The following is a 24,599-nucleotide window of genomic DNA, read 5'->3' as shown; positions in this document are numbered from 1 at the left end:
CCTCGCCGCGATAGTGGAGGGGCATGGCCTCTGTCGTCTCCATCTGCAACGATGCCCTGGCGTCCATCGGCGCCGATGCGATTGCCTCGATCGAGGAACGCAGCGTCTCGGCCGTCGAGTGCAAGCGCGCCTATGATGGCGTGGTCGACGATATCCTGAGCCGCCATGAATGGGGCTTCCTCACCCGCCGCGTGACGGGCGCTCCCGTTGTTACGGATCGGTCCTCCGAATGGACCTATGGCTATGCCAAGCCGGACGGTGCCACCCGCGTCCTGAGGGTTCTTCCCAAGCCGGAAGCCTCCTATCCCGAGTTCGGCATGTTCGATCTGCCGATGTGGGACGCCTATGGCCCGATCCCGTTCGTTGAACAGGGTGGCACGATCTACGCCAACGTGCCCAACGCGATCGTCGAGTATCGCGCCTCAACGGCTCCGGTCTCCGACTTCCCCCCGCTGCTTCGCTATGCCGTCTCGATGGAACTGGCAGCGCGCGTCGCCATGCCGATCAAGAAGGATCGAGCGATCAAGGGTGACGCGATCCAGATGGCCGAGCTTTCGCTCAAGCGCGCCATTGCCGAGGATGAGAACCGCTATCCGCGCCGCGTCCAGCAATATGTGAGCGAGGCCGAGCTTGCTCGCCGGGGCGCATTCGGATGAGGTTTCCGCTGGTCAACTTCGCCAAGGGCGAGGTCTCGGATGACATCATCTCGCGCTTCGACGTTCAGGCATATGCCTCAGCCGTCAAGCGGGCGCGCAACGTCAAGGTCAAGAAATATGGCGGGCTGGAGAAGCGGCCTGGCACGCGGTTCGTAGCTGAGGTCAAGGATGCCAGCCAGCCTGTCCGGCTGTTTCCCTTCCAATTCTCGCTCACGCAGACCTACGCCCTTGAGATGGGGCAGGGCTATATGCGGGTCGCTGCGAACGGGGGGCTTGTCCTTGAAGAGAGGCTGACGATCGAAGCCATCACCAATGGCAATCCCGCCGTTGTTACAGCGGCGTTTCACGGCTTCGAGACCGGGGATGAGGTTTTCTTCGATGGTATCGAAGGTATGACCGAGTTGAACGGTCGCATCCTGCCGGTCACCGTCCTGAGCGACAGCACCTTCTCGGTTCCGGTCAATGCGACAGGCTATGGTGCATTCACTGCCGACACTGGCGGGATCACGCGAACCGAGGAACCTGCTCCACCTCCCCCGCCGCCGCCTGTTCCTGATCCTGTCCCGCCTCCTCCTCCGCCTCCGACTGGCGGCGGTGGTGGCCGGCGCTACTTCGATTACGACGTATGAGCGTCGCGCGTATCTACAGCGTGGGCACGCCCTACAACGGCGTCGAGCTTGCGGACATCGACTTCGAGCAGACCGCCGATGTCATGTATCTCGCCCATATCGATCATGCCCCGACAAAGCTGCTGCGCTATGGGCACGACCATTGGGAGTTCGCGACGGTCACGTTCGGGCCAGCGATCGATGCGCCATCGGGTGTCTCCGCGACTGCATCAACCCCGAACACCGACGCGGACAACGGCGGCGACGCCTACTTCCCCCAACCCGCGACCTATGGCGTTACCGCGATCAATGCCGAGACCGGGCAGGAGAGCCGCCTGTCCGCCACGTCGACGGCGACGAATGACCTGACGCTCAAGCGCAACAGCAACACGATCACATGGGCTGCAGTCACCGGGGCGGATCGCTACTACGTCTACAAGTCCGACAACACGCAGGACTTCGGCTATATCGGCTCGACCGATCAACTCTCATTCGTCGACGACAATATCGGTCCTGAACTGTCCAACGGCCCGCCTGGGGGCCAGAACCCGTTTTCGGTTGCCGGCGACTATCCTTCGACTGTCACGTTCTTCGAGCAGCGGCTCATGTTCGCGCGCACGAACAACCGTCCGAACGGCATCTGGGGGTCGAAGTCGTCGGATTACGAGAACTTCGACACCTCACGCCCGCTCAAGGACAGCGACGCGCTGGCGCTCGGCGTGGTGGCCGGCCGGGTGAACGCGGTGAACCAGCTTGCTTCGGTCTCGAACCTGCTGGCGCTAACCTCTGACAGCATCTTCAAGATCGACGGTGCGAATGACGACGGGTATTTGTCACCTCAACAGGTGAGGGCGCGCCGGCAGATCGGCCGCGGCTCGTCGCGGCTTGGCCCGCTGGTCGTCGACAACGTGGTGTTCTACCGTCCCAGTGTGGGCGAGAGCGTCCGCACGATCGGCTATACCTTCGAGTTGGACGGCTATCAGTCCAGCGATGTGTCGATCTTCAGCCCGCACCTGATGCGTGGGTTCAGCATCGTGTCCTGGGCATATTGCCAGGAGCCCGATTCCATCATCTGGGCTGCTCGATCTGACGGCAAGCTGCTGTGCTTCACCTGGGAGCAGGAGCAACAGGTCTGGGGCTGGACGTTGTGCGAGACTGACGGAAAGGTCGAGAGCGTCTGCGCCATCTCGGAAGCCGGGGAAGATCGGCTTTATCTCACCGTGCGCCGGGTCGTGGGCGGGGTCGAACGCGTGTTCATCGAGCGCATGGCTGCGGCAAGATGGAACGATCGCGAACTGACGTGTTTCCTCGATTGTTCGGTCTCGTTCTTCCTTGAGGAGCCGCAGACCGTGTTTTCGGGCCTGTGGCATCTTGAAGGGCGCACAGTGTGGGCGCTGGCTGACGGGGCGGTGGTGCGCGATCTGACTGTCACCAACGGAACGGTCACGCTGCCATCGACAACTGGCCCTTCTCGGAATGTCACCATCGGCCTACCGTATAGCACGCTGATCGAGACCCTGCCGCTCATCTTGCCGGGTGGCGCCAATGTTGGTCGCAAGCAGCAGTTGGGTGAGGCAGTCGTGCGGCTCATCAACTCAGGGCCTCCATTGGTCGGGCCGAGCGAGAACAAGCTTTACCAGCTCAAGGCGCGCGGGAGCGAGGCCTATGGTGAGCCGGATGACCTATTGAACGGTCCCTACAGCTTCAGCAACGAGAGCCACGTGTCGGAAAGCACCTCGCTCGTCATCAAGCAGGACGAGCCGCTCCCCCTGCATCTGACCGCGGCGTTCCTTGAGCCGAATGTCTCGAACCCGGGTTGAGATCGTCCGCGCGTCACCGGCTCATGTCGGACGCATTGCCAGCCGTATGCGCCAGGTGGACCGCATGGAATGCGCGGCGTTCGGGCATGGTGCGAAGGATGCACTACGCCGGGGGCTGATCGAATCGTGCGAAGCATGGACGGCCAAGATCGATGACGTTCCTGTTGCCATGTTCGGCTGCGTGACGGTGAGCGCGATCGAAGGCGAGGGCAGGCCGTGGTTTCTGGGGACGGATGCCGTCTATCGCCGCGGCGCTGATATGCTGCGCATCGGTCCGGTCATCATCGACAAGATGCTCGATTCACGGCGGGAGCTTCGCAACCTAGTTGCTTCGGGGAACGGTCGGGCGATCCGACTGCTTGAGCGATGGGGCTTCACGGTGGAGGAAGGCGAGCAGATGATTGGCGGGCTGGCCTTTCGTGAGTTTTGGATGAAGCGAGATGTGTGATCCCGGAACCCTCTTGATCGCGGCAACCGCAACGCAGGCGATCGGCACTGGCGTTTCGGCGCTACAGGCCGCTGGTCAGTCTCGCTACGAGGCTAAGGTCGCGGAGCGCAACGCTCAGCTTGAGAACGAGTCGGCGCGCAATGCCGAGGACCGGCGCAAGATTGAAGCGCAGCGGCAGTATCGCAAGCTATCGCAGGTGCAGGGTCAGCAGCAGGCCGCGATGGCCGCGAATGGCATCGATCAAGGGTTTGGCTCAGCGCTACAGGTGCAACGCGACACGGCATCGATGGGCGCGCAGGACGTGCAGTCGATCTATGACGCGTCGGCGCAGGAAATTCGCGGTTTCGATATCAACGCCTCGAACTACCGGGCCAAGGCGCGGGGCGCGCGGATGCAGGCGACTGGAGCGCTCGTAAAGGGCGCGTTGGATGTAGGGTCGACGGTGCTTGGCGGGGCGCAGCGGTATGCGAAATACAAGGCAAGCTGAGCCTACGGCGCAACGCAATCAAAGCTAAAGTGGTAAGTATCGGGCGTGCCGGTGTTATAGCGCGCCACTTTTCCGAATTGAGCGCAATGCTTGTCCGCGTGAGATTGCGCGGCGCTCTGGTTCCATACGTTGGAAATGGTCACGGACGCCGGGTTGCCCACAATACCGGGACGCCCCATTCCTGCGCATGCCGACATGATCACGGCGATACCGACGATAGCGACTGTCTTCATGTTAGGTCCGCTCGATTCAAGGGATGAAGCGGCGATCCTATCGCGGTGTCATGCCGCGCGTCCAGACTTACGATCAGAACGTTGTCCCGCTCGCACAGACCACGCGGGAGCGCTTTGCCAGTGCGCCCGTCGGCGGCGTTGCAGCCGGCATTGCGGCAGGCCTCCAGCAGCTAGGTCAAACGGGCGCAGACTTCGCTGACACGAAGCAGCGCATCTTCGAGGAGCAGCAGGAGCGGGCAGCCAAAGAGGCTGACAATCAGTGGGAAACGATCGTTCAGGATGCGGTCGACAACCCTGAAACGGGCTTCATGACCTACAAGGGGCAAGGGGCAGTCGACGCACTCGATCCCACCCTCAAGAACCTTGAGGAGCGCGCCGACGAAATCAAGAAGGCCCTGCCGAGCGAACTGGCGCGCCGGCTGTTTCAAGAAAGCTACGACCAGAAGGCTATCCGGCTCCGGAGCCAACTCTCCCGCTATGTCGCTGGTGAGCATCGCACATCGCTGATCGAGACCGCTGATTCCCGGCGCAAACTCGCGATCAACGGCGCGGCGGGCAACTTCAAGAGCCTAGAGGACAGCGAGTCCTATATCGCCACCGCCAAGTCCGAGGTCGATGCGATCGGCAAGCTGGAGGGATGGGAGCCGCCGACGCTTGCAGCAAAACGACTGGAAACTGAGTCTGAAGCGCGAAAGCTCATCGCCGGTCGATTGACCGACGTTAATCCCGACACCGCCGAGGCATATGTCGAGCAGTTCAAGGGGCGTTTTACCGCGGCTGATCTGGATCGCGTCAACGACGATATCCGGATCAAGCGTAATGCCATCGCGGCTGAACAGCGCAGGGTAGAGGCTGAGCAGCGTGCGGCGGCGGCGGCGGCAAAAGCGGAGGCCCGCGAGGCAATCGCAACCGATGAGGCGAAACTCGCCAATGGGGCAGGGAAGCCCGAGGATTGGGAACGGATCGCGCAGCGGCGGGAGGCGATCGGTGACACCTCGGGTGCCGTGACGGCGCGTACCAAGGGTATCGAGATGGCCGCGGCGCTGACCTATAAGGGGCAGGGGCTTCCGCAGCTGGACGCCCGCATCGCCGAGTTGACCGCCAAGCAATCGAAGGGCGGGCTGACCCCCGCTGAGGCTGCCGAACTGAAGGGCGTTGAGGCGCTCCGCACCCAAACCGCCGAGCGCTTGAACGGCTCTGGCGGCGCAATGGCGCAGCAGGAGTTCGCGACAGGTCAGGCCATGCCGGCGCTCAATCCGCGCGATCCGGCCTCCTTCTCCGCGCGTTCGCAATTCGCCATCGCAGCTGCGCAGCAATATGGGCGTAACCGCGTCGAGCCGCTGACCGCGCCGGAAGCTGCGTCGCTCAAGGAACTGATTACCGGCTCGCAGGCTGATCGCCTGAAGGCCGCGCAATTCATTCGCAAGTTCCCCGATGTGCGCGCCCAGATCGGCGCTGCTTATCAGATCGCGGGCGAGGATGCGGGTTTCCGCCAGGCTATCGCGCTAAGCAGCCTGCCCGGTGGCGTTGGCGTGTCGCTGATGCGTGATGTCCTGAACGGTCCTGACGCGCTCAAGGCAAATCCGAAGGTGTGGAGCGAGAACCTTGCTCGCGTGACGTGGGCCGAGGCGGGCATCCCAGCGCTGCGCGCCATGGGGCCGGATTACGTCAACCAGGTCAGCGAAGCGGCGAAGGCGCTCTATGCCTCTGCTGCTGCCCGCGATGGCGTCACCGAGTTCAACGAGGAGCGCTACAAGACTGCGATCCAGGTGGCGACCGGGGCACATCGCCGCAACGGTGTTTGGTATGGCGGCTTCACGACCTACCAAGGGCAGCCTGTTTCCGTGCCCCCCTCGATGTCGAGTGAAAGCCTCATGCGGCGCTTCGCTCGCGCGACAGGCCCGGCCTATTCAGCGGCAGCGCTCAACGGCTCGCCTGTATGGCCCGATGGCAGTGCCGTCGCGTCGGGCGACCTGCGCAAGCTTACGCCGGTCCGGGTTCGTGAGGCTCAATACGGGTTCCGCACCCGGAACGGCAGCTTTCTGGCGTCCAAGAAGGGCGGGCCTTGGCTGGTCGACGCGCGCCGCTTGCCGGACAAGTGATGTTCGATCAACGCGATCCATCCAGCTACGCCGATGCTCCTGATGTGGCGTCCTTCCCGCTCGCACAACAGCGGGACATGCCGCAGCCGGGATGGGGCGACCTCTTCCGCGCGCAGCGGGAAGTCACGGCCGGCGAGATGCCTACGGCGGAATATGACCGCACGTGGGAAGCGTGGGAGCCGGTCCTTGAAGAACTGAACCGCAGCCGCCCGCGCGGCGAGCGAAGGCTCGGCAATCCTGCGCTTGGCAAGCAACGGCAGGCAGATGGCACATGGCGCGACAGCTTCCATGGCCCGAACCGGCAGGAGCTTGAGGAGCGGGCGTGGGGCGAGGTCGAGCGCGCCCGCCGCGCCAACCCCAAAGCGTTCCCGACGTTGCCCAAGACGCTCGCGGAGTTCCGCTCCAGCATCTTGGAAAATGCCAAGCAGCGGCGCGAGCAAGCTCAGGCCGTGTTGGAGCGCAACGGGGAATGGGGCGGCTCGATCGCTTCACTGGCCGGTGGTGTGGTCGAAGGGTTCCGTGATCCCATCAATCTCATGACGTTGAGCGTTGGCGGCTTCGGGAAATCTGCCGCCATCCGCATGTTGACCGAGGGTCTCGTCAACGCCGGCATCGAGGGGTTGGAGCAGCCGCTTGTTGCCGAGCAAAAGCGGGCGTTCGGTGAGGAAACGACCGCAGGCGATGTCGTCGAAAATGTCGTCACAGCTTTTGTCGGCGGCGCGGCATTTCAGGGCGCATCGGAAGTGGTCGAAGGCGTCGCGCGCGCGGCGGGACGCAAGCTGAACCCGATCGACAAGCAACTCGCCAAGGCGCTCGCGGATGGCGAAGTGCCTGAGGCCATGCTGCCCGAGCTATATCGGCGGCATATCGGCGTCGATCGCATGACGCCGACGGAAAAGGCGGCGGTCGACCTGATCGAGCGCGAGGCGCAGATTGACGCCACCAACCCGTTTCAGCCGGGACCGGGACGCGAAGCACACGCCGAGAAGCTGGCCGAAGCGATGCGCAACCTCGCTGCGCCGGAGTCGCCAGCTGCGGCTACATCGGCTGCTGCATCGCCAGCACTGACCCGTGCCGCTCCTCCACCCGCTATGGAAGGCGGAGCCGCGCTCAAGGCCAAGATTCGGCGTGTGGAGAGTGGCGGCAACGATACTGCGGCAAATCCGCGCTCCAGTGCCTACGGCCGCTATCAGTTCACCGCGCCCACGTGGAGGCGGTATTACACCCGGCGCTATGGCTCGCAGGGGCTGGCGGACGCGCAGATCCTCGCCAAGCGCAGCGACCCCGCCGTGCAAGAGCGGCTCATGGACGACCTGATCGCCGACAACACGGCGGCACTGGCCCGCGTCGGCGCACGTCCGACGGCGGGCAACCTCTACCTGATGCACTTCGCGGGGCAGGGCGGGGCACAAGCGATTCTGCGCGCCGCGCCGGACACGCCGATCGAGCGCGTGCTTGGCGAAGGTGCTGTAAAGGCCAACCCCTTCCTGCGCGGCAAGACGGCAGAGGACGTGATCGAGTGGGCGCACGCCAAGATGGGCGGCGAGGTGCCGAGCGGGCCAGTCTTGCAGCGGGAGGGCTTCGGCACGGACGAGGAGTGGCTTGCGGCTCAGCGGCAGGTCGACGCGGCGGAAGCCGACTTGGCGCGGGCGCAGCAGGATGATGAGTTTGCTGCGCGCGCTCTTGAGGCGGCGGACGCGCCGGACATGGGGGAGCCGCGCGTCAGGGCCATTGATCCCGCTGAGGAGCCGGGCCAGTTCGACTTGCTGCCGCTCGATGATCCGATCAGTGCACGACGCTTCGGGGCGGATGAACTCGACCCCGCGACAACCTACTTCGTCACGGCCAAGGGTTCGACCTACCGTGTTGAGCCTGATGGTACGACGACCCGCGATAAGGCATATCGCCCCGAGCATGGCGAGGCTGAGCAGGGCCTACAACCGCCGTCCGAGCGCACATGGTTCGTGTCACTCGATGACGCTATCAAGCTTGGTGAGCTACAGGCTCGCGGCGGCGACCCCGTTGAACTCGCTGAGATGCCTGACGGCCGGATTGGTCTCCGTTACATTTCCGGCAAGGACGCCGGCAAATTCGAGCGTCGCACCGTCGTGCAGCCGCAGTCATCACCAGCCACCGGCCTTATCCCTGTTGAGTCCTGGCAGAACGGACGCCGTGTGCATTTCGGCAACACGATCACAGAAGTGCGGAGGGGTGGGGCGGCGTTACCCCCATCTCGGGTCGAGACGGCCACGCGCTCCGTTGCCGAGCGTGAAATTGTCGCGCCCGACATGCCGTCCGCGCAGCGCCAAGCCGAAGCGGGCGAGGTCGCCGAACAGCTGCGCACCTATGACGATCCCGTACCATCCGCTCTGCGCGAAGCAACAGACAGCCTCGAACACGACATCCTAATGGCGGTCGATCGCGGCGACCTGGCTGACCTGCAAGTTCGCATCGGGGAGGACGGCGACCCGGTGAACGTCCGATCCGTGTTGGACGGGCTGGAAAAGGACACGGCTGCGATCAGCGCTGCCCGCGCCTGCATGGTGCCAAACAAGGGAACTGCGAATGTCGCTGGCTGAATGCATCCCGGAGATGGTGGCGAGTGGCGAGATCGACGCCGCGCGTGCCGGCGAAATGCTCGACCTCTATAGCGAGATGTTGGAGTTCTATCGACGCAGCATGGGCGAAGGGCCGGCGGCGGCACGGGCATCGGAAAAGACGCTCGAACAACTGGAGTTCGACGCCGCGCACCGCAAGTATCAGACCTTGCTGCAAGTTAAGGCTCAGGCCGACGCGCTGGCCAACGTGCGCAAGTTCAGCCGTGGTGGTGACGTTCTGAACCCACGTGGGGCGATTGCTCTCCTCGTGCGCGACGACCGCGCATCTTACGCCAACGTTGAATATCGCTGGCGTAATATCCGTGGGCAGGCTCACGCTCGCATCGATCAGATACTCGCTAATCACTCCACAAACGTTCTGGGGCAGGTCCGTCAACGGGCCGAGCTTGAGGACATCGTGCGTGAGCTGTTCGATCAGAATACCGGCAGCGCTTACGCCCGCCAGATGGCGGATGGCTGGCGCGAAGCAGGCGAGATGCTGCGTCGTCGGTTCAACGCTGCTGGCGGGAATATCGGCAAGCTGGAGGGGTGGGGCTTGCCGCAGTCCCATGACAGCCGCTCGATTGACGAAGCCGGGTTTGAGGAGTGGCGCGACTTCACCGCCGCGAGGCTCGACCGCGATAAGATGATCGACGAACGCACCGGGCTGCCCTTCACCGATGAAGGACTGGACGCCTCGCTGCGCGCTGTCTGGGATGCGATCCGCACAGAGGGGTGGTCGAAGCGCGCGCCGGGGGCATCGGGAGGTCGTAAGCTCGCCAACCGCAACGCCGAACATCGCTTCCTGCACTTCAAGAACGCAGACGGCTGGATCGAATACAACAATCGCTTCGGCGGGTCGGACCCTTTTGCGTCGATGATGAGCCACATCGACATGATGAGCCGTGACATCGCGCTCATGGAGATCCTTGGCCCGAACCCGGCAGCTACGGTGAAATGGCTATCCGATAACCTTGAGCAAACAGCAGCGCTGACGGGCGGGCAGAAGGACCGGCAACAAGCATTCAAGGGCGGTCAGCAGTTGCAGCGCATCTTCGACGAAGTGATGGGACGACACAATCGACCAGAGAACCGCAAGCTCGCGCTCGCATTCTCGGCAATCCGCAACTGGCAGTCGGCGACCAAGCTTGGCAGTGCCGTGCTGTCGACGACCAGTGACCAAGCCACCAGCGCCCTCACGCGAGGCTTCAATGGCCTGCCGCAGATGGACACGATCCGGGACACGCTGAAATATCTGAACCCTGCGAACAAAGCGGATCGCTCACTGGCTGTCCGCGCCGGTCTCATCGCGGAAGAGTGGTCATCGCGCGCCGCGTCGCAGAACCGCTTCCTTGGCGAGGAGCTTACGGGCGAAGTGTCGCGCCGGATGGCGGAAGGCGTCATGCGCATCCAGGGATTGTCTGCTGTGACGCAGGCGGGCCGCTGGGCGATGGGCATGGAGTTCATGTCCACGATCACGGCCAATCGCGGCAAACCCTTCGGCAAACTCGATAAGGCCTTTCGGGGCTTCTTCGAGCGCTACGGCCTTGATGCAGCCGAGTGGGACGTGATCCGCGCCGCACCGCTTGTTGAGGAGCGAGGGGCCAAGTGGATACTGCCGGACAACATTGCTGATCGACGTGTGCGCGATCGGCTCATGGAAGGCATCATGACCGAGGTCGACTTTGCTGTTCCGACGGGCGGACTGGAGATCAAGGCCGCGATCAACTCGTCCCTACGCCGGGGCACATGGCTCGGTGAGCTTGGCCGCACAGCGTTCCAGTTCAAGAGCTTCCCAGTCACGATCATGCTGATGCACGGGCGGCGGATGTTGGCAAACGCAAGCTGGGGGAAAGGCGCCCAATACGCGGCGGCGCTGGTGATATTCACTACCTTAAGCGGTGCGGTGTCACTTCAGATGAAGGAAGTGTCCAAGGGAAAGGACCCTCGCCCGATGGATAATTGGGCCTTCTGGGGCGCGGCGCTGCTGCAAGGCGGCGGACTCGGCATTTTTGGTGACTTCCTCGGGTCGTCGACGAACCGTTTCGGCGGTAGCTTCACGGACACTTTGGCGGGACCAGCCTATCAGACGGTCGACACCGCCGCGAGCATCGTCATCGGCGATCAGGTACAGCGGGTCGACAACGCGCTTAGCGATGACCCCGACGCCAAAGAGCCAAACACGGCCAAGAAGGGCGTTCGTGCGCTGAAGTCCGAGGTGCCTGGTGGCTCGCTCTGGTATGCGCGGTTGGCATTTGAGCGGCTGATCCTCGACCAGCTCGCAGAGCAAGTAGACCCCGACTATCGAACGCATCGCCTTAGAATGGAGCGAGAGGCCGAAAAGATGGGGCAGGGCTATTGGTGGGCACCGGGGGAAACCGCACCGGAGCGCGCGCCAGAACTCGTTGGCTCGTAACCCGCTCGATTCAAGCCTTGGCCTCCGCTGGCTACCCCGATCCCTGCACCATCGCAGGGACGGGAAATGGCGGTCGAAACCACTGAGACACAGACGGGACCGCTTCTCGCGAACGGGGTGGCAACGGCATTCCCCTTTACGTTTCGCGCCTTGGCCGCAGATGATGTTGCGGTCGTCGCTTACGATGGCGCTGGCACGCCTGTCACACTGCCAAGCTACAGCGTCACGCTATCGAATACCGGCGGAACGGTCACGTTCGATACCGCGCCGGCAAGCGGGCTATCGATCTATATCAGGTCCGAGCCTGACTTTCGCCAGCAAATCCAGTTTCAGACCGGCGACAAGTGGCTGGCCGATCCGGTCAACGAAGCGAATGATCGAGCAGCGGCGCGCGATCTGTATCTTAAGGATCAGGTCGACCGCAGCTTCAAGGTGCCCCTCGTTGAGGATGTCGCGGGCAAGTTCCCCGTTGTCCTCCCTGGTGGCGGGCAGGGCTGGTCGAGCGGCACTGGCGCGGACGCGGGGCTGCGGACCGATCTAGCAGATCCCGACCTCGCGGGCGCTTTGATCGCCTTCGAAGATCGTGACCTCGGCAGCAAGGCCGGCGACATCGTGAGTGTGCTGGATAAGCACCCGCTTGCTGGGGTCGGCATGGGTGACGCTGCTGATGCTGTCGATGCGGCTGTGGACGCGCTCCCTGACGAAGGCGGGCGCGTCCTGATCCCGCGCGGCACCTACATCTTCAATCGCCATTTCAGCGACCACGGCAAGCCCGTACTGTTCGAGCTGGAAAGTGGCGCTCGCCTTGTTGGCCCGATCGATGATTGGCTGGGCATTCTGACGGCCAGCGGTAGCGGCGTGGTCGGCATGTCGGCCGAGGGCTGCGTTATAGAGTTGCGCGCGCCATCGACCCCCCTCGTGCATGCGACGCTGACCGCCACGCTGACCGGAGGGGGCGTATCAGCGGTCGCTCTCACGACGCTGGGGACCGGCTATGCTTCGCAGCCCGAAGTGACCCGCACACGGAGTCCTACGCGCAAGGATGCCGGCTTCGTCGCGAAGGTGAACTATGACACCGGCCAAATGCAATCGGTCGCGATTGGCGCTGTCGGCGAAGATTATCTGGTCGCCCCAACGCTGGGGCTGCGCGGCGGCGGCTATGGCGCGTTCCTGAACGACGGCGCGCGACGGACCCGGTTCGAAAACCTGTTCTTCGACATGAAGAACATCCCAAACGCCTGCGGCATCCACATTCGAGGCGGCTGGTATGACTGCGTTCGCAACTGCAACGTCCTGTACAACAGCGACCACGACACCGCGCTGTTCCTGGCCGTGGAGAGTTATACCTTGGGCGAGCCGGGTCCCGGCGGAAGCTATGGCGGTGCCTACGTCAACACCTACGAGTATGTGCGCGGCAAGCGGCTGTTCTTCGTGGGCCACGATACCAGCACTGGCACGACCTCGCTGATCCTTCAGCCCGAGTGCCTGCACATCAGCATCCATGCCTGCGTCTATTTCGACGTGTTCGTGCCGGTGTTGCAGCCGCTTGGCGTGGCCGCACCATCAGTGGATGCACGTGAGGCGCTGTTCGATTTCCTTAACGTCGACGCCATCAACATTAAGGGCGGTGACTTCGAGACGCCCAATCGCTTCGGGCCGGACAACGGCCGCTGCATCATGTTCCGGTCGAGCGGAAGCTGCCGCAACGTGCGGATCGACGGCACCGGAACCAATGCCTTCGCTGGCACGATCGAGGAAGATCGCTTGGACGTGGGTTCGCGCGTGTGCCTGTCAGACCCGACCAAGCAGGCGCGCGACCTAAAGATCGCGCTTGCCGACGAGTGGCGGCAACCGGGCTGGGACAATGTGCAGCGGTCGGGCTTCTACTGGGAGGGCAACGCCTTCGTTGTCAGCAGCACCAACGTCACGATTCGCGACGATGCCGGCACGCTGAAAGGCACGCTCGATGACGAAGACCTGCCGGGGCAAGCGCTGGTGATGGACATCAGCCGCCAGCTCTATTTGCTGGAGCGGCCATCTGGTCCTGGCGAGGTCGCCATGACGGAAGCGTTTAAGTTTGATGCGGCGGGGCTGGCGATGATGGCAGGGTCTGCGCTCGCGATCGGTGGCAAGCGAGTGGTTGGCGCGCGCGGAGCGGCGTTACCGGCGGATGCAACCGACCTCGCATCCGCGCTCACGCTGGTGAACTCGATCAAGGCGCGGCTGAAGACGAGCGGCGGTCACGGCTTGGTGGAGGACTGATGGCCATGTTCAAGATCATCAACGACGCGGCTGGTCAGCGATACGAATATGCCGGTGATGGCAAATGGGCCGCAGAAGGCTTGCGCTTCGATAGCGAGGCGCAGGCCCTGGCGCGGATCGCCGCCGATGGCTGGCGCATGGCTCCCCGCGTGCGCGCGGGCGCGCAAGTCGTGGCCGCGTGATGCCAGATCGCGGCACAGGCAACGAGGTGCGCCGGTGAGCGCGCTCGCACATTCACTCTCAGGGGAAGGCGGGCGCATGCTGGCAGGGTTCGAGGCGTGGTTCGCGAAATGGGGGTGGATCGTCGTCGGGCTGACCTGCGGGTTCGCGGCGAAATACGCGCTGCGGATCAAGCGCGGCCTCAAGGTCAAGCCCTGGCAGGTATTCGCCGACGTTCTGCTGCTGCCGATGGTCGGGCTGATCGCCTATGCCATCGTGAGCCGGATCGGGGGCGATGGCGAGGTCCGCGCTCTGATCGCCGGCCTCTGCATGGTCGGGGCCGATCGTCTCGTCAGCGTGATGGCAGACCGCTTTCTGGGCCGCGTGGAGAACGAGGCGCAGCAGCTTGCTGACGATCTTCTTGGGCAGGCGCGGCAGACCGTCCAGGCCGAACTCTCCGGCAACGCGATCATCAACGACAATCTGACCGGCAATGCCCCGCCTGAATACAAGGCGTCGAGGGCGCGTCGGCTTCCGAAGAAGGGGCAGGGGGAATGATCGACGCACGCAAGCTGCAAAGCCGCCTCGGGGTAGCTGTGGACGGCGCAATCGGGCGCGGCACTCTGGCGGCGCTATTCCGGCACTTCGGCTGCGCCCCTGAGCGCGCCGACGAGCTCGCCTTGTCCGCTGCCGTGCACTTCAACGCTTACGGCATCATGGCCTCAGCGAACCGACTGGCGCACTTCATGGCGCAGCTGGCGCACGAGAGCGACAACTTTCGGGCCATGGAGGAGTATGCGTCAGGCGCCGCTTACGAGGGGCGCGCCAATCTCGGCAACACGCAACCCGGCGATGGCAAGCGATACAAGGGCAGGGGGCCGATTCAGCTTACCGGCCGCGCGAACTATCGCGAATACGGACGCGCGCTTGGCATCGACTTCGAGCGCCATCCCGAGCTGGTGGCGACGCCATCCATCGGCCTCATTGTCGCGCTGCGCTATTGGGAGCGCAAGGGCCTCAACACGCTGGCTGACGGCGATGACCTGACGACGATCACGCTGCGCATCAACGGCGGCAAGAACGGGCTGGATGATCGCCGCGCCAAGCTGGCGAAGATGAAGGCGCTGCTGTCGTGACCGGCCCCGTCATCCCGCACCTGCGCATCGTCGTCATTGCCTCGGCAGCGGCGGTAGCTGGTTACCTCGCCTTCAGCCTGTGGGTCGTCCTGTGGTCGAACGATGTGGCGCTCAAGGGCGACGTGATCGGCACATGGAAGTCGTTCGCGGTGCTGGCTTTCGGGTTCTGGCTCGGTTCGTCGTCTGGCGGAAAGCAGCGCGAGGCCGATGCGCCTTCTGGCAAGCCGGGTGATCCGATCGCGGTCGCACCCGAGGAGCCGCGCCCATGACCCCGCTCGCCCTCGGCCTGACCGAAGTGCTGCGCCAGTGGAAGCTGATCGGCCTCGGGCTGGCGATAATCGGCGGGCTGCTGCTCTACATCATGTGGCAAGGCGCGGAGACGCGCGCGGCATCCTACAAGGCGCAGGCCCAAGCCGCCGAAACCGTCATCACCCAGCTCAAGAAGCGCAACACCGTGCTGGAGCGGGAAGCCCTTCAGAAGGAAGCCGACGACACCACGATCAACGCCCGTGCTGACGAACTCAAGGAAAAGATCGATGAAGCTGCCAAGCAAGTCCCGCGCGATGCGGTCACTGATCCTGCTGCCCGTGCTGTGGGCTGCGCAAGGCTGCAACGGAGCGGACAGACAGGCTCCGCTGAATATCGCCGTCTCTGTGGCTGATAACGCCGCCTTGAACCGCGAAATGCCGGGTGGCTCCGTGGCGGCGCTAACCGATCCCGTTGCCCATGCACGGGACGACGCGCTGATCGAGCGCTGGGGTATGGAAATCATGGCTGCTTGGGGCAGGGCGTGCCGGTCTATCCGCGACCAGGGTGTGCACGTGCCGGCAGGCTGTCCGAACGCGGAGGCCCGCTAATGCTCGGCTTCTCCCTTGACCTGTCTCTCCGCTCTGCTCAGGGGGGAGGGGGAACGCCTGTGCCTGAGCCTACGCTTGCCGACGTATCTACCCTATCGCAGATCGCCAACATCGTGAATGGAGCGACGCCGGTTACTCCCGGCTCGACCATCACGGTTGCGCCTGGCACCTATGACACGCGCTCGCTCGCTTTCACCGGCCAGCCTTCCAACGTGCGCTGGCAAGCCGCCGATCCGGGCAACCGCCCGGTGTTCACCGGCTGGAAGATTGCGCCCACGAACTTTGCTTCGACGGGCGGGCATTTGCAATTCGGCAACATCAATTTCGACATGCCGCTACCAGCCCTTGGCCCGGCGGGCTCCGCGACGGGGGCAATCTTTTGGTCCCCGCTTCCATCCACCTTGCACTCGATGATCCTCGGCGCGGGATCATCGCTCGACGCACTCACCATTGAGGACTTCGACGCAACCGGCAACATGCTGCCGTGGCACCTCGGCGGGCGCATGACGCACAACAACCCGTTCATGAGCCTGTCGGGCGCTAAGAACGTCACAATTCGTCGTGGCACTATTCGCCGCAACCGTGCTGGCGTCGAGATCAATGGCGTCAGCGGCCTTTTGATCGAGGACGTGCATTTCACTGAGCAGCACACCGATCCGATTGCGCTACAGAACGGCGTCGGGCACTGTGAAAACATTGTCGTCCGCAACAATCACTTCACACTGCCGAGCGGCGACACGGCCAACCACCATTCCGATATCATCCAATTGCAGCCGATTGCTGGCCCCTATCAAATTCGCAACGTCGATATTCAGGGCAACACCGCCTCCGCGCTTGTGCCGGTTCTTTGCGCGCAGCTAGACCCGACGCACACACAAGTGTTCCCGTCGCTTCAAGGTGTCTCGGCGGCATCAGGTAATCAAACAATTACGCTGCCTACCTCGCCAGCAAACGGCACGATTTGGGCGTACATGCGAACGGACGCGAGCGCTAACACATGCGTCGTCGTACCGGGAGGCACCAACACCCTCTCGTCAGGTGCTTCACAGGCGCTTGCACAGAACAACGTCGTCATCTTCACGTACAGTTCTGGTACCGGTCAGTGGGCCGTGGAAGTGACGGGGCAGACATTCGGACAGGTGGTCGCGGCGCGCTGGCACGCACAGGAAATCCGCCTTGCGGTCGGCACTACCAGCTTTACAATTGACTTACCCGCTGCTTCGGACGGAATGCGTCAATATCTATTCCGTTGCAATGTAGCTGGCGGCGGCACGGTGACATTCACCCTAGCCGGATCGGACACCTATTCCGAAGGCGCACTTCCGATTGTCACGGCAGCGGGACAGGCCCCCACGTTCGTGTCTAACGGCACCAGCCAGTGGTCCCCATTACCGCTCGGATATCGCGCGTGGTTTGTGCAGCGCAATGGCAGCTTCACGCTGGGCAACAACGAACGCGACTTGGTAACGAAGCTGAACGCGACGAATGGAAACCTGACCGCGACGTTGCCCGCCAACGGCAGCGGTGTTTATCATATCGGGCGTGAGGATGGGTCGGCGAACGTGTGCAAGGTCATCGCGTCTGGCGGCAACACGATCACCTATAACGGCGCACCCGTGACGGAAGTGGCGCTCGTGCAGGGCTATGGCTTCGATATCACCGGCGACGGTGCGGGCGGCTGGACCGTATTCGAGCAGACACCGACCTACACCTTCATGTTCGGCAACAGCGGCAACTATGACAACTTCCGCTGCTTCGGTAATATCGGGTTGGTCTTCGGCGATTTTTATCGCGCAGAAGTGGCATTCAAGCAGGCCGTATTCAACAACACGGTGCTGCGCCTCGCTCTGGATGATGCTAACGGCGATGGCGTAATCGGGCGCTACGAGAACAACAGTGGTTCGCAACAGAACGTCATACAGCTTTCCGGCGCTGATGCGTATGGTGAGCGCAATTTCGGCACCGGATACATTTCGCTTGGGGGCTACGGCCCGTTTGGCGGTGGCGCAGCGGTGCCAGGCAAGATCAAGAACAACCTTATGCTTGCCACGGCGAACAGCAATGACATCGTGACGGCGCTCGCGCCCTACCTAAACGGCACAGATCGCACGTTCTATCGCCCGTTGTCCCGTTCCGAGGTGGTGGCGGTCGCTCGCGCAAAGGCTGGCGGGGCGCTCGATGGAACCTTCATCGGCGCATCCGGCACGAACGATACAAACGGCTTCTATAATTTCGCCGTAGGTCAGGTGAATACGGGCATTCTGCCCCGCCCGGCCGTGGCGACAACGTCGCCGCTCGCTGGCGCGACGGTCGGCCTCGATCAGTCGTTTCAGTTCACGTTCGACACCTTCATCAAGGCGGGCACCGGCAACGTCACGCTTTGGAATGCGACCGACGGTGTCGCAGTGGAGACGTTCAACGTCGCGACTGGTGCTGGTTCGGCAGGCGGCACAATCGTCTTCACGATTGACGGCTTCACCATCGACCCATCCGAAAACCTCGCGGGCGGCAAGACCTATCATGTTCGCATCGAGTCGAGCGCAATCGTCGGACAGTCTTATGGCACGACCTATGCGGGCGTTGCCGACGGCACTTTCGCCTTCGTCGCCGACTCGGGCGTAGTGACGGCTTACACGCCGCTGACCGCCGACAAGGGTGCGTACCTGACGCGAACTGGCGCGATCAACGCCAACGCAGCTATCAAAAAGGCGGTGTTCGCTTTTGAGGCGCGGCTGGTCCCGAATGCCAATGCAATCCATTCGCTGTTCATAGTAGATCGCACACAGGACTTTAATGCCAGTATCGTGCAGTCAAGCGGCGAGTTGCGTATGACCTATGGTGCATCGAGTTGGCGCGTAGCATCGGCTGTCCCGGTGAGCGGCACGACGCGCAAGCGTATCATCATGACGGTGGACACGACACAGGCAACAATTGCCGACGGCGTGAAGGTCTATATCGACGGCGCGCTCGCGACCCTAACTTCGACCGCATGGACGCAGAACACGGCGCTCGTCGGCACGGACGCCGCAACCGTTGTGCGCGCCATGATGGGTGCAAACTCAGTCTTCAACGGCGAGGTTGCGTTCATCTATTTCGACGCGCTGGCCGACGGGGCGCCGTTGCCGAACCTGGCCGACGCGGCTGTGCGCGCCAAGTTTGATCCCGGCCAGATCGGGGCGAACGGCCAAGGTCCGACCGGATCGGTGCCGCTGTTCTACAAGACCGGCGACCGGGCGGCGTGGGAGGCTGCAAACAACCTCGGAACGCTTTCGAGCTTTGCTAAGACGGGTTCGTTCCTGTGACACCCTAACGCCCCCGTCCTGCAACACGCCATGCGGGCATAGTGCCTATGTGCTGACCTCTGACCTCTATGCGCTGCTACCGAAGTGCCGAAGCTATAGCCAGTTCGCGAACAAGCTGAAGTGCAGCAAGTGCCAGCGACGGGGCTGGGTCAGGATTGAGGCGGCTAGGCGGGGGTAGGTGCCGGGACCGAATGCGCGAGGCGGTGCGATTCGGTCCCGGTGTTCTGTTCATGAACCGGAACCGTGGGTGTGTATCCAACAAAATGTGGGGCTTCACCGCACCTGATGAACCCGCTCGGCACCAAGGGCCGCAATAGCCTTAGCTGCCATATCAGCCGTGCCACGATTCCCGGGAAAGCCTAGGGCGTGCGTCGGCTTGCCCTCGGCTAGCATTCGAGAGTTGCGAGCGGGACCGGCTCTGCCAACCATCGGGAAGCCCTTGTTTGGAACGCCGCGGTTTTCGGCCCATTCCTGCGCATGCAAGTCAGCGCCGCCGTATGGGCATCGCCCCTCGATGACCACCGCGATGCCATGCTTTGCGTGGATGCCGTCAAGCATCCGCCAGACCCGCGCGCGATCGGAATAGTAGCGCCCGCCAAATACGAGCAGCCGAATTCCATCCCGATCAGCCATGCACACCGGCTAACACATTTACCCCTTGGCTGTCGAGCCGGTGTGGGGTAGAAAGATCGGGCTAACGGCTCGGTGTTGGATAGCCAATATCGCTGCGGCTTCAGGACTGGTTCGCCGGTCGCCCGTTCGCGGGGATAAGCGGGATAAGGATCGGGACTGCCCGGTCGAGCACCCGCCGCAGCAACCCTATTCCGCTATGACCGCCGCTATTGTGGCAATCGCGCTGCCAAGCACGATCAGTGTCAGCACCCCGCCAATAAGATACTGTCAAGCCGGTGAGACGCGGCGGGCGCGGGCTTCTACCCTATCGCTAAATTCGCGGAGCATGGCTTAGGCTACACCATCGCAGCATGGTCGCACATGCATAATCGCCGTCCCCTTATGGCAAGGGCAGCTGCACACCTCACCCGCGGTAGAGGAAGGCTGGGACTTGAGGGCGGCAGAGCATGCTAAGCGCATTGCATGATAAGCGCCGTTCCAATCGCGAATTTCCGCGTATTCCTCGGCCAGTTTAATCGCAGACTCGACCTCATCTCTCCCTACAGGGGAGGGGCGGGAAGCGAGGGCGGCGAACTTGAGCATGGCGGTAATCACATCGTCTCCGTCGATTAGCGCGGCGTGTTCGTTGCCGTCGCGGATCAGGCGACCGTCGCTGCTGTTGCCTTGGCTTTCGTCCATCACAGTCGCCAACGTCTCGCGCGCCAGTTCAAGCAGGGCGTCTCTATTGGAGTGGGTCTGCGCAATCTCGCTCATACCGATTCCCCTTGCGGCTCGATCTTAACGACCTGCATATTGAACTCGATCGACGTGCCATCGTCGCCGCCGTATGGATCAGTCAGCACGGCGTGGATGACGACCGGCAAGCCAGCATTGGCCTGGAGATAGCGGGCGAGTGCCTTTCGTCCCTGCTCGACGTCGAGGATGCCGTAGCTCGACCTGATGCGCGGCGGCTTTGCCATCACCCCTCTCCCATGCGGGAAAGGGGGGTGCGGGCGATCTGCTGGACGAAGTTGAGGTCGTTGGCGATCGAGTAAGCCAACCCGCAAAGCTGCGCGCCATCCGCCTCAGCCTCCCGCCGCAATTTGCCTAGAGGATTTACAACATCCTCTAGGCCGGCGCGCAACGCCTTCTCCCTCGCTTGTGCTTGGCTAAGGGCTTCTGCTGCGTCCCGACGCTCGGCGATCAGTTCCGGCTCGGTCTTCCGACGTGTCGCCTCACCATCGGCCACGTACTCGCGCCTGAGTTCGGCAACCAACCCGCCCGCATCGACCATATCTCGCACGTCCGAAGAATGGTCTGGCTGCGTATCGGTGGCAAAGCGGACGGCGTTGGCTTGCACATGAATACCGAGGCAGTCGTCAAACGGGTCAGGGGATCGGGACGCTTCGGGCTGCGTCTCTTGGAGAAAGGCCACAGCGGCTTCCCCGACGCGCTTCCATGCGGTCATTGTCGAAACGCAGGTATGAGCGCGCATCGTGGCTGGCAGCTTATCAACCGAAACATTCATCCATGCGGCCAGCATCGCCAGCGCCAGCGGATCACGCAATACCGGCTCAAGATCGTCTTCGCGAAGGAAGCGCTCTCCGTGCTTGATATTGACGCCGGGGGCGATAGGAGGAAGGTCGTCGGTCACGGCTGCGTCTCCACCGGCTCGGGCTTGGGGTGGGCGGCGGTGAGCGCTTCGCGAGCGCGGCGAAGGTCGCCAACGGTCAGATCGTTGAACTCGTTGAGGCTCGACGCGTCAGGCGCATCATCCAGCGCAGGGCCGCTGCCGTCGCCATAGTCGTATTCCGCCGCCTCATTCGCGAAAGGTGTGAGCGCGGCTTTGATCCGTTCTACTTCCTCGGTAGAGGTGGAGCGGTGCTTGGCGAAGGCTTGGACGTAGGTGTGCTCGTCCATACCCGCGCCGCGCAGAACTTCGGCTAGTTCTGGGCTGACGGTGATTGCCGCCGCCGCATCGCGATCCGCCTGCGTGATCTCTACTGACATGGGTCTATTCCTTCCCTTGGGGGTGTCTTAGGAGGTGCTGGCGGACAGCGTGCGCCAGATCGGTGAATGCGTGCCGGGGGAAGGGGTGCAGCAGTCCCTTGTCTACCAGCGCGTGTCGTGCGGGCCATTTGCCGCCACCATCCGGCACGGTGAGCGTTCGAACGGCGCGTTCCTGCGCCTTCGTCAGCCCCCGCACCACAGCTTCTATCTCAGGCTCACCGGTCATGATCACTCGTTTCCTTGATTGTCTGGGATAGGGAGGCTCGGGCGCGGAGGGCGGCGGCGGCAATCGCGCGGCATAACTGCGGCGCGTAGGCGGTCACTTCGTCGCCCTGGTCATTGAACAGGCCTGCCATGCTCTGGTGCGGGTTCTCGGGATCATCGCCCATGATGCGCCGCCAGCCATCAGGGACCAGCGTCATCGCGTCGTCCAGCGACCGAGTGTAGCTGTAGGCCATCAGGAAGCCGGTATCGACCTTCAGGTTGCCCGGCGTGTATCCGTACTTGCCGTCGAAGTCGTCGGGGCGGGCAGGGCGCAGATGCTCAAACCGGGTTGCACACTCGATCTCCGCATCCAGCACGCGATCCGTTCCAGCGACGATTTCACACCGCTCAGCCAAAGCCAGCAGCTCGCTTGCTTCAACGGCCATCACATCCTCTCCCGATCTTCAGCTGTTACATTCCCTGATGAGGTGGCTTTGGCGTGCGCGATCGTTTGCAGGTGGCGATAGGCGGCGTGCCAATTCCAGCCCTTGGCGACGAGCGCGTCGATCTCGGCATCAGATACGATCATGACCGCACCTCACCATTAGGAGATACAGGGGAGGGGGCTTTGGCGTGTCCGACGCGCTCAAACGTCTCCATCAATGGCTTGAACCACGGCGGCGTTGGCTGGACAGGTCGCCAGTAGATATCGTTCTCGCTCGAATAGCGGTCATCGCGCCTGACGCGGCCAGCATTCTCCAGCGTCCGCAGATAGTAGCGGGCCTTCGTGGTCGAGATGCCGACGCGCTTGGCGATCTGGAACGTGCGCCCGCCTTCGCCGATCACGGCCATGATGCGTTCGCGGCTCATACCCCGCACCCCCGACGATCATTCTGGGAGGATGCCTCGATGGCTTCGCGATCAGCCGGCGTTAGATCCACGCAGCGCCGGAAGCTAACCTCCATTTCGCCAGCCTCAAGCTCACGCAGCACCTTGGTTGCGCCCTCTGGCATGTTCACGTCGCAGGGCAGGCCGAAAATCTTATTGCACGGCCCCCGCACGCCGCGATCAAGGTCCGCGATCGTGTAGAGGTATGTCCTTTTGGCGTTGAACGGCTTGGTCATGATGACGAAGCGCTCGTTGCGGGCCTGCACGGTGTAGCGCTGGCGCTCGCCATTGAGCCGCACCTTCGCGCCCCCGCTCACAACGCCACCCCGCTCAAATCATTCCCGACACCTCTGGGGGTGCAGCGGGGGGAGAGACGATCCGCAATTGCCGTCATGAACTGGCAGTATTCCGGGTCGAGATTGTCCCGCGCCTGCATGAGGCACTGAGCGGCCAGGCTCTCCGTTGACCAGTCTGCAAAGCGACCAGCATCGTATTCGACGCGCAGGTGACGTAGGACCGCTTCGACGGCGGCGGTTGCCATCATACGCGGGTTCTCACGCCAGTTGGCGTCCAGCGCATCCTGAGCGGCAACTATCAAGTCTTGATTGGTCATTCGGGGGCACCTTGCCGTGTCGGCTCGTCGCGGAACCAGCAGAAGCGTTCGCGCGGCCAATGGATGTAATGATGCTCGCCGCCTGTCTCAGCGTCGTAGCGGCTGATCACGAGGACGGTGTTGTCGGCGGTCCAGAACCACGTCTTCACCCGGTCGAGCACGACCTGCGACGTGCTGTCATCGCGGTACAGCGTCAACTTGCGCTCTGGTCGCCCGCTCACGACACACCCGCCATTTCATTCCGAGAATATCCACCCGCACTTAGGGGGTGAGAGGGGGATAAAGCGATGTGGTGCGTCATGCTGCGGCTCCCACCGACAGCGGGCCGAAATCTTCGCCAGTCTCAATCCTGAGACGCATGCATGCGGTTTCGAAGTGTTTTGGGTCGCGCTCGATGCCGATGAACCGGCGTCCAGCTCGAAGCGCGGCGACGCCGGTGGTGCCAGATCCCATGGTGAAATCGAGCACGACCTCGCCTTCCTGCGCGAATGTGCGGACAAGATATTCCATGAGGTCCACCGGCTTCTGCGTCGGATGGAAACTGCTGTTTTGTGTGTCCGACGAGAACGTCAGAACGGTGCCAGGGTAACGCTCGGTACTATCGTAATGATAGTCGCCCGCCATTTGCCCATAGACCTCGGTCTGCAGATGCCTGCCGCGAAACGTCTTCTTGCGCTCGTGTCCTGTCGTCTTCTGCGGATAGTAGCGGGTCGCGCCATCGCTAAAGACGCTGACCGTCTCATGCTTGCGCAGCGGCTGCTTCTTCGCGTTGAGGAAGCCGGTGCCCTTCGGCTTGTTCCAGATCCAGTCATATTTGAACTGGCGCAGGTTCGACATTCGCAGCGTAGAAGAAAACGGCTCGCTACCAAACAGCAAGACAGGCGTCCCGCGCTCGGTCACGCGGCCGATAGCGTCCCACATTTCCGTGAATGGGATGATCTGATCCCAGCTGCAGCGGGTGGTGCCGTAGGGGATGTCCGTGATGACAGCCGCGACCTTGCCAAGGGTCGGCATCACGCCGAGGCAGTCACCCAGATACAGCGTTGCGTTGCCAATGACCTCGACCCGGCTCACGACGCGGCTCCGTCATTCCAACATTCCCGCCCCACGCTGGGAGGGCAGGAGCAGGACAAATCCCGAACCCGTCCGACCCGGCGTTGATTTGAAACGGGGGAGGGTGGGGTTGGGG

At 63.0% G+C, this 24,599-nt stretch carries 28 protein-coding genes; 15 read left to right on the top strand and 13 right to left on the bottom strand.

The window, feature by feature from the left end; genetic code table 11:
- Nucleotides 1-23 precede the first annotated feature (23 nt).
- Genes BFL28_RS02270 through BFL28_RS02250 form a run of 5 tightly spaced genes read left to right on the top strand, consistent with a single transcriptional unit; the run spans nt 24 to nt 4,019 of the window.
- Nucleotides 24-656 carry a phage connector family protein gene (locus BFL28_RS02270; RefSeq protein WP_069319029.1) on the top strand — a complete coding sequence of 211 codons (633 nt, stop codon included), beginning with the start codon at nt 24-26 and terminating at the stop codon, nt 654-656.
- Nucleotides 653-1,285, top strand: a complete 633-nt coding sequence (locus BFL28_RS02265; RefSeq protein WP_069319028.1) for a ubiquitin-activating E1 FCCH domain-containing protein — start codon at nt 653-655, stop codon at nt 1,283-1,285. Before BFL28_RS02270 ends, BFL28_RS02265 begins: the two co-directional genes overlap by 4 nt.
- Entirely contained in the window at nt 1,282-3,084 is a 1,803-nt protein-coding gene (locus BFL28_RS02260) for a phage tail protein (RefSeq protein WP_069319027.1), read from the top strand. The genes BFL28_RS02265 and BFL28_RS02260 overlap by 4 nt, the downstream gene beginning before the upstream one ends.
- A gap of 46 nt (nt 3,085-3,130) precedes the next feature.
- The gene (locus BFL28_RS02255) at nt 3,131-3,532 is read left to right on the top strand and encodes a hypothetical protein (RefSeq protein WP_241527189.1); all 402 of its coding nucleotides are present in this window, start codon (nt 3,131-3,133) and stop codon (nt 3,530-3,532) included.
- Nucleotides 3,525-4,019, top strand: a complete 495-nt coding sequence (locus tag BFL28_RS02250) for a hypothetical protein (RefSeq protein WP_069319025.1) — start codon at nt 3,525-3,527, stop codon at nt 4,017-4,019. The genes BFL28_RS02255 and BFL28_RS02250 overlap by 8 nt, the downstream gene beginning before the upstream one ends.
- A 2-nt stretch (nt 4,020-4,021) precedes the next feature.
- Here the strand turns inward: BFL28_RS02250 and BFL28_RS02245 are convergent, their stop codons facing one another.
- Entirely contained in the window at nt 4,022-4,252 is a 231-nt protein-coding gene (locus BFL28_RS02245; protein WP_069319024.1) for a hypothetical protein, read from the bottom strand.
- A gap of 50 nt (nt 4,253-4,302) precedes the next feature.
- On the opposite strand from BFL28_RS02245, the gene BFL28_RS02240 reads away from it, so the two are divergent.
- The 10 genes from BFL28_RS02240 to BFL28_RS02190 all read left to right on the top strand — a co-directional run bounded on the left by BFL28_RS02240 (nt 4,303) and on the right by BFL28_RS02190 (nt 19,083).
- Nucleotides 4,303-6,354 carry a hypothetical protein gene (locus BFL28_RS02240; protein ID WP_173655658.1) on the top strand — a complete coding sequence of 684 codons (2,052 nt, stop codon included), beginning with the start codon at nt 4,303-4,305 and terminating at the stop codon, nt 6,352-6,354.
- Nucleotides 6,354-8,933 (top strand): lysozyme family protein, encoded by a 2,580-nt coding sequence (locus BFL28_RS02235; protein ID WP_069319022.1) that lies wholly within the window; start codon nt 6,354-6,356, stop codon nt 8,931-8,933. The genes BFL28_RS02240 and BFL28_RS02235 overlap by 1 nt, the downstream gene beginning before the upstream one ends.
- Nucleotides 8,920-11,367: a hypothetical protein gene (locus tag BFL28_RS02230; protein WP_069319021.1), complete on the top strand. Its 2,448-nt coding sequence runs from the start codon at nt 8,920-8,922 to the stop codon at nt 11,365-11,367. Before BFL28_RS02235 ends, BFL28_RS02230 begins: the two co-directional genes overlap by 14 nt.
- 150 nt (nt 11,368-11,517) lie before the next feature.
- The gene (locus BFL28_RS02225) at nt 11,518-13,629 is read left to right on the top strand and encodes a hypothetical protein (RefSeq protein WP_173655657.1); all 2,112 of its coding nucleotides are present in this window, start codon (nt 11,518-11,520) and stop codon (nt 13,627-13,629) included.
- The gene (locus BFL28_RS02220) at nt 13,629-13,811 is read left to right on the top strand and encodes a hypothetical protein (RefSeq protein WP_069319019.1); all 183 of its coding nucleotides are present in this window, start codon (nt 13,629-13,631) and stop codon (nt 13,809-13,811) included. The genes BFL28_RS02225 and BFL28_RS02220 overlap by 1 nt, the downstream gene beginning before the upstream one ends.
- A gap of 34 nt (nt 13,812-13,845) precedes the next feature.
- Nucleotides 13,846-14,346 carry a hypothetical protein gene (locus tag BFL28_RS02215; protein WP_131818566.1) on the top strand — a complete coding sequence of 167 codons (501 nt, stop codon included), beginning with the start codon at nt 13,846-13,848 and terminating at the stop codon, nt 14,344-14,346.
- Nucleotides 14,343-14,924: a glycoside hydrolase family 19 protein gene (locus tag BFL28_RS02210; protein ID WP_069319017.1), complete on the top strand. Its 582-nt coding sequence runs from the start codon at nt 14,343-14,345 to the stop codon at nt 14,922-14,924. Before BFL28_RS02215 ends, BFL28_RS02210 begins: the two co-directional genes overlap by 4 nt.
- A complete protein-coding gene (locus BFL28_RS02205; RefSeq protein ID WP_241527188.1) occupies nt 14,921-15,193 on the top strand; it encodes a hypothetical protein in 273 nt (90 codons plus the stop codon). The genes BFL28_RS02210 and BFL28_RS02205 overlap by 4 nt, the downstream gene beginning before the upstream one ends.
- Nucleotides 15,190-15,585, top strand: a complete 396-nt coding sequence (locus BFL28_RS02200) for a hypothetical protein (RefSeq protein WP_069319016.1) — start codon at nt 15,190-15,192, stop codon at nt 15,583-15,585. Before BFL28_RS02205 ends, BFL28_RS02200 begins: the two co-directional genes overlap by 4 nt.
- Before the next feature lie 255 nt (nt 15,586-15,840).
- Nucleotides 15,841-19,083: an Ig-like domain-containing domain gene (locus BFL28_RS02190; RefSeq protein WP_158011616.1), complete on the top strand. Its 3,243-nt coding sequence runs from the start codon at nt 15,841-15,843 to the stop codon at nt 19,081-19,083.
- A gap of 273 nt (nt 19,084-19,356) precedes the next feature.
- On the opposite strand, the gene BFL28_RS02185 is transcribed toward BFL28_RS02190, so the two are convergent.
- The 12 genes from BFL28_RS02185 to BFL28_RS02135 all read right to left on the bottom strand — a co-directional run bounded on the left by BFL28_RS02185 (nt 19,357) and on the right by BFL28_RS02135 (nt 24,484).
- Nucleotides 19,357-19,716 (bottom strand): DUF2493 domain-containing protein, encoded by a 360-nt coding sequence (locus BFL28_RS02185; protein WP_079246879.1) that lies wholly within the window; start codon nt 19,714-19,716, stop codon nt 19,357-19,359.
- Nucleotides 19,717-20,046: 330 nt separating this feature from the next.
- Nucleotides 20,047-20,469: a hypothetical protein gene (locus BFL28_RS02180; RefSeq protein WP_069319013.1), complete on the bottom strand. Its 423-nt coding sequence runs from the start codon at nt 20,467-20,469 to the stop codon at nt 20,047-20,049.
- Nucleotides 20,466-20,675, bottom strand: a complete 210-nt coding sequence (locus BFL28_RS02175) for a hypothetical protein (protein ID WP_069319012.1) — start codon at nt 20,673-20,675, stop codon at nt 20,466-20,468. Before BFL28_RS02175 ends, BFL28_RS02180 begins: the two co-directional genes overlap by 4 nt.
- Entirely contained in the window at nt 20,675-21,349 is a 675-nt protein-coding gene (locus BFL28_RS02170) for a hypothetical protein (protein WP_069319011.1), read from the bottom strand. Before BFL28_RS02170 ends, BFL28_RS02175 begins: the two co-directional genes overlap by 1 nt.
- A complete protein-coding gene (locus BFL28_RS02165) occupies nt 21,346-21,705 on the bottom strand; it encodes a hypothetical protein (RefSeq protein WP_069319010.1) in 360 nt (119 codons plus the stop codon). The genes BFL28_RS02170 and BFL28_RS02165 overlap by 4 nt, the downstream gene beginning before the upstream one ends.
- 215 nt (nt 21,706-21,920) lie before the next feature.
- Nucleotides 21,921-22,355, bottom strand: coding sequence for a hypothetical protein (locus tag BFL28_RS02160; protein WP_069319009.1), 435 nt, complete (start codon nt 22,353-22,355; stop codon nt 21,921-21,923).
- The gene (locus BFL28_RS20840) at nt 22,355-22,498 is read right to left on the bottom strand and encodes a hypothetical protein (RefSeq protein ID WP_158011615.1); all 144 of its coding nucleotides are present in this window, start codon (nt 22,496-22,498) and stop codon (nt 22,355-22,357) included. Before BFL28_RS20840 ends, BFL28_RS02160 begins: the two co-directional genes overlap by 1 nt.
- Nucleotides 22,495-22,779, bottom strand: coding sequence for a winged helix-turn-helix domain-containing protein (locus BFL28_RS02155; protein ID WP_069319008.1), 285 nt, complete (start codon nt 22,777-22,779; stop codon nt 22,495-22,497). Before BFL28_RS02155 ends, BFL28_RS20840 begins: the two co-directional genes overlap by 4 nt.
- Nucleotides 22,776-23,096 (bottom strand): hypothetical protein, encoded by a 321-nt coding sequence (locus BFL28_RS02150; RefSeq protein ID WP_131818565.1) that lies wholly within the window; start codon nt 23,094-23,096, stop codon nt 22,776-22,778. The genes BFL28_RS02155 and BFL28_RS02150 overlap by 4 nt, the downstream gene beginning before the upstream one ends.
- A 14-nt stretch (nt 23,097-23,110) precedes the next feature.
- Nucleotides 23,111-23,410 carry a hypothetical protein gene (locus BFL28_RS02145; RefSeq protein ID WP_069319006.1) on the bottom strand — a complete coding sequence of 100 codons (300 nt, stop codon included), beginning with the start codon at nt 23,408-23,410 and terminating at the stop codon, nt 23,111-23,113.
- Entirely contained in the window at nt 23,407-23,631 is a 225-nt protein-coding gene (locus BFL28_RS02140; protein ID WP_131818564.1) for a hypothetical protein, read from the bottom strand. The genes BFL28_RS02145 and BFL28_RS02140 overlap by 4 nt, the downstream gene beginning before the upstream one ends.
- Before the next feature lie 76 nt (nt 23,632-23,707).
- Nucleotides 23,708-24,484 (bottom strand): DNA-methyltransferase, encoded by a 777-nt coding sequence (locus BFL28_RS02135; RefSeq protein ID WP_206599056.1) that lies wholly within the window; start codon nt 24,482-24,484, stop codon nt 23,708-23,710.
- Nucleotides 24,485-24,599: the final 115 nt, after the last annotated feature.

The organism is Sphingomonas turrisvirgatae, assembly GCF_001721295.1.
In the GTDB taxonomy this organism is placed as follows: Bacteria; Pseudomonadota; Alphaproteobacteria; order Sphingomonadales; family Sphingomonadaceae; genus Sphingomonas; species Sphingomonas turrisvirgatae.
This window is presented reverse-complemented; position numbering and strand designations above follow the sequence as displayed.